Below are 13,231 nucleotides of genomic sequence, written 5' to 3' on the forward strand. Positions count from 1 at the left end.
CGTCTGCGGCCCCGCCCCACCCGGCCCTGAAGAGGGGAGTTGTGGAGACTGTGAGCACGGTACGCACCGCCGCCGTGGTCGGACTCGGCGCCGCGGGCACCGAGTTGGCCCGCCGGCTCACCGGCGCCGGCATCCGCACCATCGGCGTCGAGCCCGACCCGGAGGCCGCCGCGCGCGCCCGGCGGGCCTGCGCCGCCCACCCGATCGAGGTGACCGCGGAGCTGTCCGCGGTGGCCGCCGCCGACCTGGTCCTGGAGGCGGTACCGGAACCGGAACCGACCAAACGGGCCGTGCTGGCGGCCGTCGCCGGCCACCGGCGCGCCGACGCGCTGGTGGTCACCACGGCGCTCAGCACCCCCGTCGGCGAACTCGCCGACGCCGCCGGCGGCCCGCTGCTCGCGCTGCGCTTCGCCCGCGCCGACCGGCTGGACGCGGCCGAGGTCGCCCGCCCGCCGCACACCCCGGACGAGGTCGTGCAGCGGGTGCAGCAGACGCTCGGGGCCGCCGGCACCACCTTGCACGAGGTGCCCGACCGGCCCGGCTCGCTCGCCCCCGGGCTGCTGCTCGGCCTGCTCAACCAGGCGGCCTGGATGTGCCACCAGGGATATGTGGAAGCGGAGCCGTTGGAGACGGCCGTCCGGCTGGGCTGCGGCTGGTCCGACGGGCCGCTCGCGGTGCTGGCCGCCATCGGGCACCGCACCGCGGCCGACATCCTGCACGGCCTGCACCAGCGGCTCGGCGACCGGTACGCGCCCGCCCCGCTGCTGAGCGGGCCACCGCTGGTACCGCACCACGGCGCGGGGCACCCGACGCCGGACGCACCCACCGAAGGCGCCTCCGCCGCGGCCTCCGACCCCGCCCCAGAAGCCGCCGCCCCGCCGCGCACCGTCGCGGTGATCGGCTCGGGCACCATGGCCACCGGCATCGCCGAGGTCTTCCTCCGCGCCGGCCTGCGCACCCTGCTGGTGGCCCGGACGGATGCCAAGGCGGTCGCGGCGCGCGAGGCCGTCGAGTTCGGCCTGCTGCGCACCGGCTGGAGCGACGAGCAGGTGGCCACGGCACTCGAACGCTGGTCGGGCCGGACCGAGTTGGCCGCGGTCGCCGACGCGGACCTGGTGGTGGAGGCGGTCGTGGAGGACCTGGCGGTCAAGCGCCAGACCTTCGCCGCGCTCGGCGCGCTCTGCCGGCCGGGCACCGTGCTGGCCACCACCACCTCCGCGCTCCCGGTGGCCGCCTGCGCCGCCGCCGCCAACCGCCCGCGCGACGTGCTCGGGCTGCACTTCTTCAACCCGGCGGCCACCATGGACCTGGTCGAGCTGGTACGGACCGAGCACACCGGGCCGGCCGCGCTCGCCACGGCCCGCGCCGCGCTGGCCGCGGCGGGCAAGGTGGCCGTGGAGTGCGGCGACCGCACCGGCTTCGTCGTCAACGCCCTGCTGTTCCCCTACCTCAACGACGCCCTGACCGCGCTGGCCGACCCGGGCGTCCGGCCCGCGCTGCTTGACACCGTCATGAAGTCCGTCGGCGGGCAGCCGCTCGGCCCCACCAGGCTCCTGGACGTGGTCGGGGCGGACGTCGCGCTCCAGGTGCAGCGGCTGCTGTACGAGAGCTCGGGCCGGCCCGAGCTGGCCCCGGCCGACCTGCTGCACCGCCTGGTGGACCGCGGCTACCTCGGCCGCAAGAGTGCGGGCCGCGGCGTACGGGCCCTGCTCACGGAGGAAGCCCGCGCGGGCGTGGCGTGAGCCCGTCGGGGTGGGCCGGCCCCGGTGGCTTGGCACCCCAAACACCCCAGCACCCCGAACACCCCAGCACCCCAAACACCCCAGCACCCACGCGTACGCATCACACCCACACCCCGAAGGAGCAAGTCATGTCCCGTCTCCTCCCCGCCTCGCGGCGTCGCCGGTTCGGCTACCTCGCAGCGGCGACGGCCCTGTGCCTGACCGCCGTCGGCGCCGCCAGCGCCACCGAAGGCGCGAGCAGCACCGCCGCCGACCCGGCCCGTGCGGCGCAGACGCCGCCCGGCGGCCCGATCACCAGCGAGACCCTCTCCGAGGGCGACACCACCCTCCCGTTCAAGATCAAGGCGACCGGCCCGCGCCACCTGCTCTACCGCAAGGCCGTCATCCCCGCGGGCACCGCGACCGGCTGGCACTACCACGTGGGCGCCGAGATCGCCGTCATCGCCTCCGGCAAGCTGACCCGCATCAACGGGGACGACTGCACGGTGCGCGTGCTCGGCGCCGGCGACGCGCTGGTGGAGCCCACCGGCTCCGACGAGGTGCACTACGGCGTCAACCGGGGCACCGAGCCGGTGGTGCTGTACATCACCGACGTGCTCCCCAAGGGTCAACCCGTCTCCGTCCCGGCCCCTGACCCGGGCTGCCCCACCAGCCGGTGAGCGGGCACGCGGCAGGCGGGAGCGCCGTGCACCAGACGGCCCCGCCGATCGGCATGGCCTTCTTCGACGTCGACGAGACCCTGCTCACCTTCAAGAGCATGTTCCGCTTCCTCGCCCACCACTTCCGGGCCCGCGGGCTGCCGCCGGACGCGTACGAGCGGGCCGCCGCCGACCTGCGCGGCCGGGCCGCCGCCGGGGTGCCGAGGGAGGAGACCAACCGCGACTACTACCGGCTGTACGCGGGGCGCACCGTGGCGGAGGTGACCGAGCACGCCCGGGAGTGGTTCGCGGCCGAACTCGCGCGCGGCGGCGCGCTGCACGAGCCCGCCGTGGAAGCGCTGCACGCGCACCGCAGGGCCGGTGCGACCACCGTCCTGGTCTCCGGCTCGTTCCCGCCGTGCCTGGCGCCGGTGCGCGAACTGCTCGGCGCCGACCTGCTGGTGTGCAGCGAGCCCGAACACCGGGACGGCCGCTACACCGGCCACCTGGAGCGCCCCATGATCGGGGCGGAGAAGGGCCGCGCGGCACGGGAGCTGATGGCCAGGCACGCCATCGCCCCGGAGCGGGCCGCCGCCTACGGCGACCACGCCACGGACCTCTCGCTGCTCCAGGCGGTGGGCCACCCGGTGGCGGTCGGGGACGATCCGGAGCTCGGCGCGTACGCGCTGGCCGCGGGCGGCAGCCTGCTGCCCGGCATCCCGAGCACCCCGGGGGTGTCCGGCTGAGCGGTCCGCCGCGCGGCCGGGTGTCCGGTCGGCCGGTGGCCGGGGCGCCCCGCCGGGGGTGGCCCGGCCGCCGGCCGGTGCGGTCGTTGGGTGGCGGCAGGGTCGTTCGGCGGTGCGGCGGTCGGCCGGTGCCGTAATCGGCCGGTGCCACGGTCGGCCGGCGCCGTGGTCGGCGGGCGATGGAGCACCCTGGGGAGGGCCCGCGCGGACGCGGCCCTCCCCAGGGCGCCCGCACCTACCTGGCCGCCCCGGACAGGGCCAGGAACTGCTCGTCAGGCTCGTCCTGGAGCATGACGTGGTGCAGCGTGTTCACCGTCGGCGAGGGGGAGATGCCGAGGTCGTCCCCCATACGGGTGCGTAACCTCTGGTAGACGTCGAGCGCAGCCGCCCTACGCCCCGAGCCGTACAGTGCGCGCATGAGCTGCGCGTGCAGGTTCTCATGGTACGGGTGCTCGACGGTCAGCTCCGTCGCCTCTTCCACCGCTTCCTGCGCCCGCCCGGTCCGCAGCAGCGACTCGACCAGCAACTCCCGGGCTCCGAGGTGGAGTTCGCAGAGGCGTTCGGCGTGCGGGGCGAGCACCCGGCCGATCTTGACGTTCCCCAGCGGCGGGCCGTGCCAGCAGGAGAGGCCCATCCGCATCAGCCGCTCGGCCTGTGCGGCGTCGTCGTGCGCGATGGCGGCCCGGCTGATCCGTACCAGCCGGTGGAAGGCCGGCTTGTCCCACTCGTCGTCCTCGACGCGCAGCACGTAGCTGTTCCCGTCCGTCATCAGTCGGCTGGCCGCCACGTGCTTGACCGAGGTGCGGGTGCCCTCGGCCATGATGCGGCGAATGATCCCGATGTACGTCTGGAGGGCGGTCATGGCCGTCCGTGGCGGTACGCCGTCCCATAACTCGTCGATGAGGGTGGGCATCGAGACGCGCTGTCCGGCGCGTAGCAGCAACAGCGCGAGTGCTTGGCGCTGCTTGGGGGCCGTTGGTGTGATGTCCCGGCCCTCGACGATGAGGGCCAGATTTCCGAGGGTCCGAAATTCCATAGCTGCTTCGGCTTCTTCCTAGGAGTGAGTCGCGGAACTGACCCCGAGGCGATGTCGCTGATCAGTGAGGGCACCGTGTGGGGACGGTTCACGGAAGCGGGGCCAATCCGTGTAACAGCCAGTTTTAATGGCGGGGCCCGGTGTGAGCGGCAGAGCGCTCCGGCGACAGGAAGGAAGGGAGCCCGAAAAAATTGGCATTCTCTTCCGCGGCTCGCCCGTTCGGCGTGGGTCCGAAGGGCGAACGACTCATACGGTGTTGCGCCGACTGGCCCGGCGAACATCGAATCCCTGGCACAGGCGCGGTGCCCGGGACATGAGTGATGGACAGCGCTTGACCCCAAAGGGTCGGCAAAATCGTGATCCCCACTCTCATCCCCCCGTGAGCAGCGCCGGTTGAGAATCGCGGCGCTGTGCGTTGTCAACTTTGGCAGTACCGATGCCTTCAGACAATGGTCTTGTCCTGTGTGGTAGCTCTCCTGCAATGATCTAGCCATGATGAAAGATTCCGACACATTTCATAAACTCGACTCCCATGACCGACGGTTGGTCGCGGCCCTCCAGATCAACCCGCGGGCCGGGGCCGGAGTCATCGGCCGGGTCCTCAAAGAGCACGAGCGCACGGTGGCCCGGCGCATCCACCGGCTCATCGCCCAGGGCGCCATCCAACCCACCGCGGTGTTCGACACCATGCGGTGCGGTCTGGGCAACGCCGTGCAGTTACGGCTCGAAGTGGAGGGCGGCGCGCTCGAACGCGTGGCGCGCGCCCTCGTCGGCCGGGACGACATCCGCCGGCTGGTGGCGGTCAGCGGGCGCAGCAACGTGCTGTGGTGCGAGCTCATCGTGCCGTCCCGACCTGGGCTGCACGCCCTGATCGCCGAGGGCATCGAGGGCGTTCCGCACATCAGGGAGTTCGAGGCGCACACCACGTTGCGCACGTTCGCCACCCCGGCCGACTGGCAGGTGCCGGAGCTGACGGGGCCCGAGCGGGAGCAGTTGCACGAGGGGCGGGTGCAGCCGGTGGAGCGGCCGGCCGACCGGTACGAACTGTCCCCCGTCGATCGACGGGTGGCGCAGGCCCTGATCGACAACGCCCGGGTCAGTCTCACCGAGATTTCCCGGAATCTCGGATTCTCGGTGGCGACGGCCGGGCGCCGGGTCACCGCTCTGTTGGAACGGCGAATGCTTTATTTACGTACCGAGGTCGAACCGGCGTTGTTGGGCAGACCCGTCGAGGCGCAAATGTGTCTCAAAATCCCCCCTGCCGGCCTGGAAGCGGGAGGGTGCACGTTGGCCGCGTACCCGGAGGTTCGCTATTGCGCCGCCATCACCGGGACGTACAACCTGATTCTGGAGGTGTGCCTCGGCCACGAGGGCGACCTCTACCGCTTCCTCAGCGAGCGGCTCGCGGGTATTCCACGGATCGGCGAGGCGGCGGTGGAGATCATCACGCACGCCTACAAGCGCGGGTTCGTCATCAAACCGCAAAGGCCGCGGGAGAGGTGAAGGCACGGCAAACGGGGTGGGCGCTCCGCCTGGAGCACCCACCCCGCCACCGCTCACGGGCATTGTCGAATTACGACACGCTCTCCACCGCCGGCGCCCCCTTGACGGGTTCCTGCGCCTCGCTGCTCGGGGCGGATTCGTCCTTCGACTCGCCGAGCATGAGGTAAATCGCCACGGACAGCAGGGCACAGATCACGGCGCTGGCCCACAGCACCACGTGCCAGGCGTCGGTGAAACCGTCGGTGACGAAGTCGAAGAGGTCCGACCTGGCGTCGGTGGGCAGCTTCTCCAGGGCGTCGTCGAGATCGCCCGCGTTCACGTCGTTGGCCAGGTCCTCGGGCTCGCCCCGGTAGGCGGGGTAGCGGTCGAGGCCGTCGCGCAGCGAGTTCTGGAGCAGGTTGACCAGGGCCGAGCCGGCCGCGGCGATGACGACCGCCTCGCTGCCGAGCCGCAGGGTGTTGAGGAAGCCGGCGGCTGCGCCCGTCGCCTGCGAGGGGACGACGGTGAGCACGGCGCCGTCGACCAGGCCGAAGTTCAGCCCGAGCCCGATGCCGAGCGTGATCAGCGGGCCGGCCAGCGCACCGGCACCCACCCCCGGCTCCAGGACCAGCGCCAGCCAGCCGACGCCCACCGTCAAACAGATCAGGCTGGCGGCGAACACCGTGCGCGCCGTCCACCCCCACTTGATCAGCTTCCCCGCCAGGATCGGCCCGACCAGGATCGGCACCGTCATCAGCAGCATCATGGCCCCCGCCGACTTGCTGCTCGCCTCGTTGGCGACCACCAGGTAGTTGGGCAGCAGCGGCAGCAGGATGACGAAGGCGAAGGTGACGACCACGGGGATCAGGCACAGCGCCATGAACCGGCCGTTGCGCAGCAGTGACAGGTCGAACATGGGGTGTTCCTGACGCCGCTCCACCAGCGCGAAGACCGCCATCAACAGCACCGACCCGATCAGCAGGGCGAGGACGCCGAAGCTGCCCCAACCCCACTGCGGCCCCTCGACCATGCCGAGCATGAGGAGGAAGAGGCTGCCGACGAAGGTGACCGTGCCCGTCCAGTCCACCTTGGCCGCCGACTCGTTCCGCGACTCGGGCATGAACGGCACGGCCACCAGGACCAGCACCATGAGCAGGGCGTGCGAACCGTAGAACGCGCGCCAGCCCAGGGTGTCGGCCAGCACGCCCGCGATCATCGCGCCGAGGGCGAGCCCGGCCCCGGTGGCGATGCCCACGGCGGCGAACGCCTTGGTGCGGGCCGCGCCGTCGAAGGTGGTGGCCAGGATGGAACTGCCGCTGGTCAGCAGGGCGGCGGCACCCACACCCGCCAGACCGCGCACCAGGTCGAGCAGGATGATGTTGGTCGCCACCGCGCTGACCAGCGAGGCCCCGGTGAACAGCGCCGCGCCCACCGCGAACATCCGCCGCCGCCCCACGAGGTCGGCCAGCGAACCACAGGCCAGCATGAAGCTCGCGAAGGTCAGGTTGTAGCCGTGTACGACCCATTGCAGCGCGTCCAGGGACGCATGGGTGTCGTGGTCGATGTGCGGCAGCGCGACCCCGGACCCGGTGACCGAGGTCGGCAGGATCAGCAGGGTCAACAGCACCGCGCCCAGGGTGATCTGGGGACTCGACCGGCGCGTGCCACCAGCCAAGAGGGCATTCACTTCGCGTGCTCCTTCATCGCAAGCGCATCAGCGCTGGGACTCGGCTCGTACTTTCAAGGCGGCGTTCATGAGCAGGAAGCCCTCTTCGATGCGCCAGATCATGCCGCCGGCGAGCGGCATCGTCAGACCGCCGAAGTCCTCGCGCTGGCGCAGCCGCACCCCCGAATCGGTCTCGTCCAGGATGAATTCGTGGCGGGCGCGGAAGATCGTCGCGTGCCGGATGATGCCGGACCACTGGAGCTGCCGGTTTTCCTCCACGATCGTGACCGTGGGGGAGTGGGTCTCCTGCTGCGACTTCTTGGGGCGCTGCATGCGCAGCCACAGTTCCTGGCCGACCTCGGCCTTTCCGCGGGCTTCGAGGATGAAGGGGTTCCATTCCCCGTACCGGTCGAAGTCCACGATGACGTCCCAGACCACATCGAGGGGCGCCGCTATGTTCACGTACGTTTCTATGCTGCGCATGTCCGTCTCTCCTCTGCTACGCGGTGTACGCGGTTTCGCGGGACGCGCGGATGCCGCGGTTTCGCCGGTGGTGCGGTCGATCAGGCGGGAATCGCGTTCACGACGCCGCCGTCGACGAGCAGGTCGACCCCGTTGACGAACGCCGCCGCGTCCGAGGCGAGGAAGGCGACCGTCGCGGCCACCTCCTCGGGCGTGCCGACGCGCTGGAGAACGGACTGGCGGGCGCTGTCCTCACGCTCCTCGGGGGTGGGCACCGACTCCTGGAACATGTCGGTGTCGATGTAGCCCGGGCTGATCGCGTTGACCCGGATGCGCCGGTCGGCCAGGTCGCTCGCCAGGGTCTTGGCGAGGTTGGCCGCGGCGGCCTTGGTCGCCGCGTACAGCGAGCCGATGGCCAGGCCCCGGTGGTGGGTCCAGGAGGCGTTGATGATGATCGAGGCGCCGTCCCGCAGCAGCGGCAGCGAGCGCTGCACGGTGTAGAAGACGCCCTTGAAGTTGGCGTCGATCACGTAGTCGACGTCTTCTTCGGTGAATTCCTGGATGCGCTTGAAGACGCCGACGCCGGCGTTGGCGAACACCACGTCCAACTTGCCGAAGCGCTCGCCCACCTCGTCGAGGAGGCGGTCGAGGTCGGCGGGCTTGGCGACGTCTGCGGTCGAGGCGAAGAGCCGGTCGCCGCCGTCGAGCCGCTCGGAAGCCACCTTCAACCGGTCGGCGTTGCGCCCGGTGATGACGACCTTCGCGCCTTCCGCGAGGAAGAGTTCGGCGGCGGAGAAGCCCATTCCGGTGCCGCCACCGGTGATCAGGACGGTCTTGCCGGCGAAACGGGGGGCCTGCGGAGTGTTCTGCGTCATGACATACCCAGTCAGTCGAGTAAGCGGATGGCTTGGAAGAAGGCCGAAAGGAGATCGAAAGAAGGCCGGGAGGAGATCGAAAGAAGGAGGGAGTACGCGGCGATGCGGGGCGGGTGGGGGAGGCGGGTGGAGGGGGAGAGAGGGGAGATTCGGGCGCGGGGGAGGCGGAGTTGAAGAACGGGGGGAACCGTGCCGTCGAATTCGGCCCCGGGTGATGAACTGCGTGGAACTACCGAGACCGGAACCTCCGTTTCCGCCCACGGCCGTCGACGGGCACGCCAGGGTTGGGGAGCCACACCGGCATGAAGCCGGTATTCATCACGAGGAGCATCTTCTGTGACATTGCCCGGACGTGAGTAGAGCCTGCTTATGGTGGTGTCATGACCACCACTCACGCGCCAGCGGCCGACGGAGCGGACCAGTCCCGACCACGGAGAGAGGAGCTCCGCGCCTTCCTGCGCTCGCGTCGCGCCAGGGTCAGGCCGGAGGACGTGGGACTGCCCGGGCGCGGCCTGCGGCGGACGCCCGGCCTGCGCCGCGAAGAGGTCGCCACGCTCGCCGGCATCGGGGTGTCCTGGTACACCTGGCTGGAGCAGGGGCGCGTCATCAACGTCTCGGACTCCGTGGTCGAGTCGATCAGTCGGGTGCTCACCCTCGACCACGCGGAGCGCGCCTACCTCTACCAACTGGTGGGCCTCCAGCCGCCGGAGGAGAAGGTGGTGGAGGCGGAGGACGTGGCGCCGATGCCCGAGTTGCAGCGCCTGGTGGACGCGTGGTCGCCGTACCCGGCGTACGTGCTCGACCGGTGGTGGAACTTCGTCCTGATCAACAGGTCGGCGCAGGCGGTGTTCGGGCTCCGCGGGCGGGGTCAGAACTGCCTGGTCTCCTTCTTCACGGACGAGAAGTACCGGTCGTTCTTCGCCAATTGGGACACCCTGGCGCCGCAGGTGGTCGCCGACTTCCGGGGCGCGGCGGCGGCCTACTCGGAGGACCGCAGGTTCGCCGTGATCGCGAGCCGGCTCTACCGGGACAGCCCGGACTTCGCCCGGCTGTGGGACCAGCACGACGTGCGCAGGGAGTCCAACGGCACCAAGGCCGTCAAGCACCCGGTCATGGGCGAGATGACCTTCGACCACCTGGTGCTGCATCCCTCAAGCCGGCACGACCTGCGGGTCACAGTGCACCTGCCGCGGGAGGGGTTCACCGCGCGCCGCCGCCTCGAACGCCTCCTGGAGAACTATCCGGCGCCGGCCGCCGGTGAGCCGCGGGGCCCGGAGCCCGAGGCCGCCGAGGACGCCCTGACGGGGTAGCGGGCGCGGGCCCGCGGGCGCCGCCGCGCAGCGCCCTCCCTCGTGAGGTGCCCCGTGCAACGCCGGACGGGGATGCCCGGTTCCTTCCCGGGCGTCCCCGCCGGGTGTTGACCGTACGGTCGAGTCGGTGCGGCTCCGTCGTGGGCCCCGTCGCGGCCCCACGAGGACCCCGCCGCGGTCCCGTCGCGGCTTCCGCCGGGCGGCAAAGGAGTGTGGCCGAGCGTCCCGACCGTGGTGGCGGATCGACCGCGGCCGGGTAAGGCCCGCCCTGCGCCGCGGTTCGCCCCGATTCGTCCAGGCCGTCGGCGAGTCCAGAAGGGCCGAAAGCCCTCGCGGATCTGATGGCCTGTCAGATTGGCTGGCTTTGGTGGTTCGGTGCGGGCGGGCGGCCCGGGGACCCAGCCGGCGCCCCGGCATGGCTCCTCCTGCCGTCCCGCCCCGGTTGCCCCGTGCCTCGTACCGCCCCGCGCCCCGTACCGCCCCGCACCCAGGCCGCCCCCCGCCCACGAGGGTCAGGGGACGGCCGGGCCGGGCCTCCGCCGCGCCGGGCTCCCGCCGGATCAGCCGGGCCTACGCCGGCTCACTCGGGCCTGTTCGCGCCCGCTCGGATCGCGTCGGGCCTAGAGCTCGTCCAGGTCGAGCGCCTCCGCCATCGCGCGGTAGCCGGCGTCGCTCGGGTGCAGGTGGTCGCCGCTGTCGTACGCGGGGAGCAGCCGGTCCGGGTCGGCCGGGTCGGCCACCACCTTGTCCAGGTCGATGACCTCGTCGTACACGTCCGAGTTGAGCAGCCACTCGTTGAACGCCTCGCGCTTGGTCTCACCGCGGTCGGTGTAGTAGCCGGCGCCCTTGAACGGGATGAGGGTCGAGCCGATGACCTTCAGGCCCTTGGCGTGCGCCTGCCGCACCAGTTCCTTGTGGCCGGCGATGATCTGCTCGGCCGAGACGTCCGGGATCTGCCCCATGCCGCCGAGCCCGATGTCGTTGATGCCCTCCATGATGACGACGGTCCTGATGCCGGGCTCGCCGAGCACGTCCTTCTTGAAGCGGTCCACGGCGCTCTCGCCGGTCCCCGGGGTGCCGACGGTGACCATGTTGCCGCTGATCCCCTGGTTGAGGACGGTGCGCGGGTCGTCTTCGGCGACGAAGCGTTCCGCCAAGTCGTCCGGATAGCGATTGCTGGCGTCGATGGTGGAGCCCATCCCGTCGGTGATGGAGTCGCCGAAGGTCACCACGCCCTTGCGCAGGCCCGGGCCCGCGCCCTTGACCTCGACGTTCGCCAGGTAGTACCAGGACGCGGTGGTCTCGGTGAACGCCTTGCCCGCGTCGTCCGCCCGCTGGTCGCCCGCGGCCCGGTAGGCGGTCTGCGAGGCCGCCATGTGGTACGTGGAGGGGCCGGTCGGCTCGTTGAAGTACAGCGTGATGGTCAGCGACTCCAGCGCCTTGACCTTGAGCGGCGCGGCGTCGGTGTACACCTCGCCGCCCGCCGGGATGGTGACGGAGCCCTTCTTGCTGAAGGTCAGCGGCAGGCTGCTGCCCTTGTGCACGGCCGCGCCCTTGTCCGTCCGGCCGACCGTGGCGCCGGTGACGGTCAACGGAGCGGTGCCGTACCGGTTGGAGATCTTCACGCGGGCGCTGCTGCCGCCGGTGCTGACCCGCACCACCTGGCGCACCGACTGCTGCTTGAAGCCCTGCTGCGACCAGTTGGGGAACAGCCCCCGGCCGGGCTGCTGGACGGAGGTCGACCAGGCCCCCTGCCACGCCTTGCCGACGTGCTGCGCGGTGTCGGCGGCGGTCGTGGTCGGCGCGCTGGCGTGGGACAGCGCTACCGGCGACGGCGGCAGCACCAACAGCGCCCCCGCCGCGAACAGCACTGCCAGGGGGCGGGCGCTCGCCCGTAACCGTCGGTGTGCCAGCTCGGCATCGTGGCCCCCTGGTGTGGTGTGCGTCCGGTTGCTCATGGGATCGCTCCTTCGCGTCGTCATGTCGCTCGGGTTCTCTCGTGGCCGTGCTTCTCTCGTTCCTTGCGGCTACGTGCTGTTTCTCGCGTTGCGCGGGCCGTGTGCGCTGAAGGCGCCGGGTGCCACGTGGCGGTTGCGCCGTCTGCCCGTGCTGGTGGTTGCGGCGCGGTGCGCCGGCGTCCCTCGGTTGGCCCCGCCTCGCTGACCACGACGGTCCGTGCTGCCACACCGGCACCAGGGCGCGCTCCCGGCACCGTGGGATGGGGGGACGGCAGGGGTCACTTGCTCCGCTGTCGTCCCGCCTCACTCACGAACGGACTGTCGTCTCGCGGGTGCTCAGGCTCTACGTCACCATCCCGGCCGGGCGGACGTCTATTGGGCCCTCCCCCGGGCCGTTCGGGAATTGGCCATGGTCCGCAGCGGCGGCGCGGCCGGACCCCGCCGCACCCGCATTCGCCTGCGAATATGCCCCGGGCAGCAGACCGGCGGCGTACGGGCCCCAGGCCCGGCGGGCGGACGGGCACGGGGCCGCGCGAGGACGGGCGTGCGGGGGCACGGGGGCACCGGGGCGTGCCTTCGGTGGGCGCGTCCTCGCGCGCGAGCGCGCGCGTGCGCGAGGCGGGGCACTTCCTGCCGGTGGCGGCGTCCGCTACGGGCGCGGCCAGGGGCGGCCGTGGCGGCGTTCGATGTCGGTGTTGAAGCGCCTGAGGTAGGAGGCGAAGGCCGCCACGTCCTCGGCCGACCAGTCGGCCAGGATCTCGTCGAGGGAGGCCACCAGGCCCTCGCGCTCCGCGTCGAGGGTCCGGGCGCCCTCGTCGGTGATGCGGAACTTGCGGGCCATGCCGCCGTCGGGGTCGGGGATGCGCTCCACCAGGCCGGCACGCATCGCCGCCGCGGTCTGCCGGTTGAGCGTGGAGGCGTCGAGCCCGAAGGCGTCGCTCAACTCGCCGATCGACATGGGGCCCTGGATGCGGATGCGGCTGAGCAGGATGTACGCGCTGCGCTCCAGCGCCCCGTCCGCGCGGCGCCCGCGCCGGTGGTGCAGTTGCCCGTACCGGCTGAGCAGCATCTGCTCGTACTCGACGTCGTGCGTGGGCTTGCCCATGGTTCCTGATGCCTCCTGCGTGCCCCCGGGTCCCGCCGGCGCATCGCGCCTGGTGGCGGCCGGTTCATCCTCTCACGCGGGTGACCGGCGCCGGCCGCCGGTGAGGCCGCGCCGCGGGTGGCGCCGGGCGCGCCGCGGGATGCGGGCGAGGCAGCGGCGGCGGCGAGTGCGACGGGTGGGCCCGGCGCGGGAGGACGGCACGGGGGCGCGG

Annotated in this window: 11 protein-coding genes; 5 read left to right on the plus strand and 6 right to left on the minus strand. The window is 71.9% G+C overall.

The genetic code is table 11. The features are described from left to right. The first annotated feature begins 50 nt into the window (after positions 1–50). The 3 genes from ACMA1D_RS22790 to ACMA1D_RS22800 all read left to right on the plus strand — a co-directional run bounded on the left by ACMA1D_RS22790 (position 51) and on the right by ACMA1D_RS22800 (position 3,126). Entirely contained in the window at positions 51–1,742 is a 1,692-nt protein-coding gene (locus ACMA1D_RS22790; RefSeq protein ID WP_414725863.1) for a 3-hydroxyacyl-CoA dehydrogenase NAD-binding domain-containing protein, read from the plus strand. A gap of 128 nt (positions 1,743–1,870) precedes the next feature. After that, positions 1,871–2,401 carry a cupin domain-containing protein gene (locus ACMA1D_RS22795; protein WP_414725864.1) on the plus strand — a complete coding sequence of 177 codons (531 nt, stop codon included), beginning with the start codon at positions 1,871–1,873 and terminating at the stop codon, positions 2,399–2,401. A gap of 26 nt (positions 2,402–2,427) precedes the next feature. Beyond that, positions 2,428–3,126 (plus strand): HAD family hydrolase, encoded by a 699-nt coding sequence (locus ACMA1D_RS22800; protein WP_414725865.1) that lies wholly within the window; start codon positions 2,428–2,430, stop codon positions 3,124–3,126. Between the two features lie 235 nt (positions 3,127–3,361). Here the strand turns inward: ACMA1D_RS22800 and ACMA1D_RS22805 are convergent, their stop codons facing one another. Then, complete coding sequence (locus tag ACMA1D_RS22805; protein ID WP_349994036.1) at positions 3,362–4,162, minus strand: AfsR/SARP family transcriptional regulator; 801 nt, start codon at positions 4,160–4,162, stop codon at positions 3,362–3,364. A gap of 492 nt (positions 4,163–4,654) precedes the next feature. On the opposite strand from ACMA1D_RS22805, the gene ACMA1D_RS22810 reads away from it, so the two are divergent. Further along, the gene (locus ACMA1D_RS22810; protein WP_414725866.1) at positions 4,655–5,665 is read left to right on the plus strand and encodes an Lrp/AsnC family transcriptional regulator; all 1,011 of its coding nucleotides are present in this window, start codon (positions 4,655–4,657) and stop codon (positions 5,663–5,665) included. A 70-nt stretch (positions 5,666–5,735) separates the two neighbouring features. Here the strand turns inward: ACMA1D_RS22810 and ACMA1D_RS22815 are convergent, their stop codons facing one another. The 3 genes from ACMA1D_RS22815 to ACMA1D_RS22825 form a co-directional block, all read right to left on the minus strand. Then, positions 5,736–7,331: an MFS transporter gene (locus ACMA1D_RS22815; RefSeq protein WP_414725867.1), complete on the minus strand. Its 1,596-nt coding sequence runs from the start codon at positions 7,329–7,331 to the stop codon at positions 5,736–5,738. Positions 7,332–7,358: 27 nt separating this feature from the next. Continuing rightward, positions 7,359–7,793, minus strand: a complete 435-nt coding sequence (locus ACMA1D_RS22820) for an SRPBCC family protein (RefSeq protein ID WP_414725868.1) — start codon at positions 7,791–7,793, stop codon at positions 7,359–7,361. Between the two features lie 80 nt (positions 7,794–7,873). After that, positions 7,874–8,647 (minus strand): SDR family NAD(P)-dependent oxidoreductase, encoded by a 774-nt coding sequence (locus ACMA1D_RS22825; protein ID WP_414725869.1) that lies wholly within the window; start codon positions 8,645–8,647, stop codon positions 7,874–7,876. A 380-nt stretch (positions 8,648–9,027) separates the two neighbouring features. Between ACMA1D_RS22825 and ACMA1D_RS22830 the strand changes: the two genes are divergently transcribed. Further along, entirely contained in the window at positions 9,028–9,957 is a 930-nt protein-coding gene (locus tag ACMA1D_RS22830; RefSeq protein ID WP_414725870.1) for a helix-turn-helix transcriptional regulator, read from the plus strand. 620 nt (positions 9,958–10,577) lie between these two features. Here ACMA1D_RS22830 and ACMA1D_RS22835 read toward each other — a convergent pair. Together ACMA1D_RS22835 and ACMA1D_RS22840 are read right to left on the minus strand one after the other, a co-directional pair. After that, positions 10,578–11,915 (minus strand): SGNH/GDSL hydrolase family protein, encoded by a 1,338-nt coding sequence (locus ACMA1D_RS22835; RefSeq protein ID WP_414725871.1) that lies wholly within the window; start codon positions 11,913–11,915, stop codon positions 10,578–10,580. 649 nt (positions 11,916–12,564) lie between these two features. Further along, complete coding sequence (locus ACMA1D_RS22840) at positions 12,565–13,020, minus strand: MarR family winged helix-turn-helix transcriptional regulator (RefSeq protein ID WP_414725872.1); 456 nt, start codon at positions 13,018–13,020, stop codon at positions 12,565–12,567. Positions 13,021–13,231: the final 211 nt, after the last annotated feature.

This window comes from Streptomyces sp. 796.1, from assembly GCF_047525675.1.
Lineage (GTDB): Bacteria > Actinomycetota > Actinomycetes > Streptomycetales > Streptomycetaceae > Streptomyces.

Bases quoted from the DNA above. Each gene is read 5' to 3' on its own strand.
- ACMA1D_RS22795 (WP_414725864.1), top strand. From the start codon at position 1,871: ATGTCCCGTCTCCTCCCCGCCTCGCGGCGTCGCCGGTTCGGCTACCTC.
- ACMA1D_RS22805 (WP_349994036.1), bottom strand. From the start codon at position 4,162: ATGGAATTTCGGACCCTCGGAAATCTGGCCCTCATCGTCGAGGGCCGG.
- ACMA1D_RS22810 (WP_414725866.1), top strand. From the start codon at position 4,655: ATGATGAAAGATTCCGACACATTTCATAAACTCGACTCCCATGACCGA.
- ACMA1D_RS22820 (WP_414725868.1), bottom strand. From the start codon at position 7,793: ATGCGCAGCATAGAAACGTACGTGAACATAGCGGCGCCCCTCGATGTG.
- ACMA1D_RS22825 (WP_414725869.1), bottom strand. From the start codon at position 8,647: ATGACGCAGAACACTCCGCAGGCCCCCCGTTTCGCCGGCAAGACCGTC.
- ACMA1D_RS22830 (WP_414725870.1), top strand. From the start codon at position 9,028: ATGACCACCACTCACGCGCCAGCGGCCGACGGAGCGGACCAGTCCCGA.
- ACMA1D_RS22835 (WP_414725871.1), bottom strand. From the start codon at position 11,915: ATGAGCAACCGGACGCACACCACACCAGGGGGCCACGATGCCGAGCTG.
- ACMA1D_RS22840 (WP_414725872.1), bottom strand. From the start codon at position 13,020: ATGGGCAAGCCCACGCACGACGTCGAGTACGAGCAGATGCTGCTCAGC.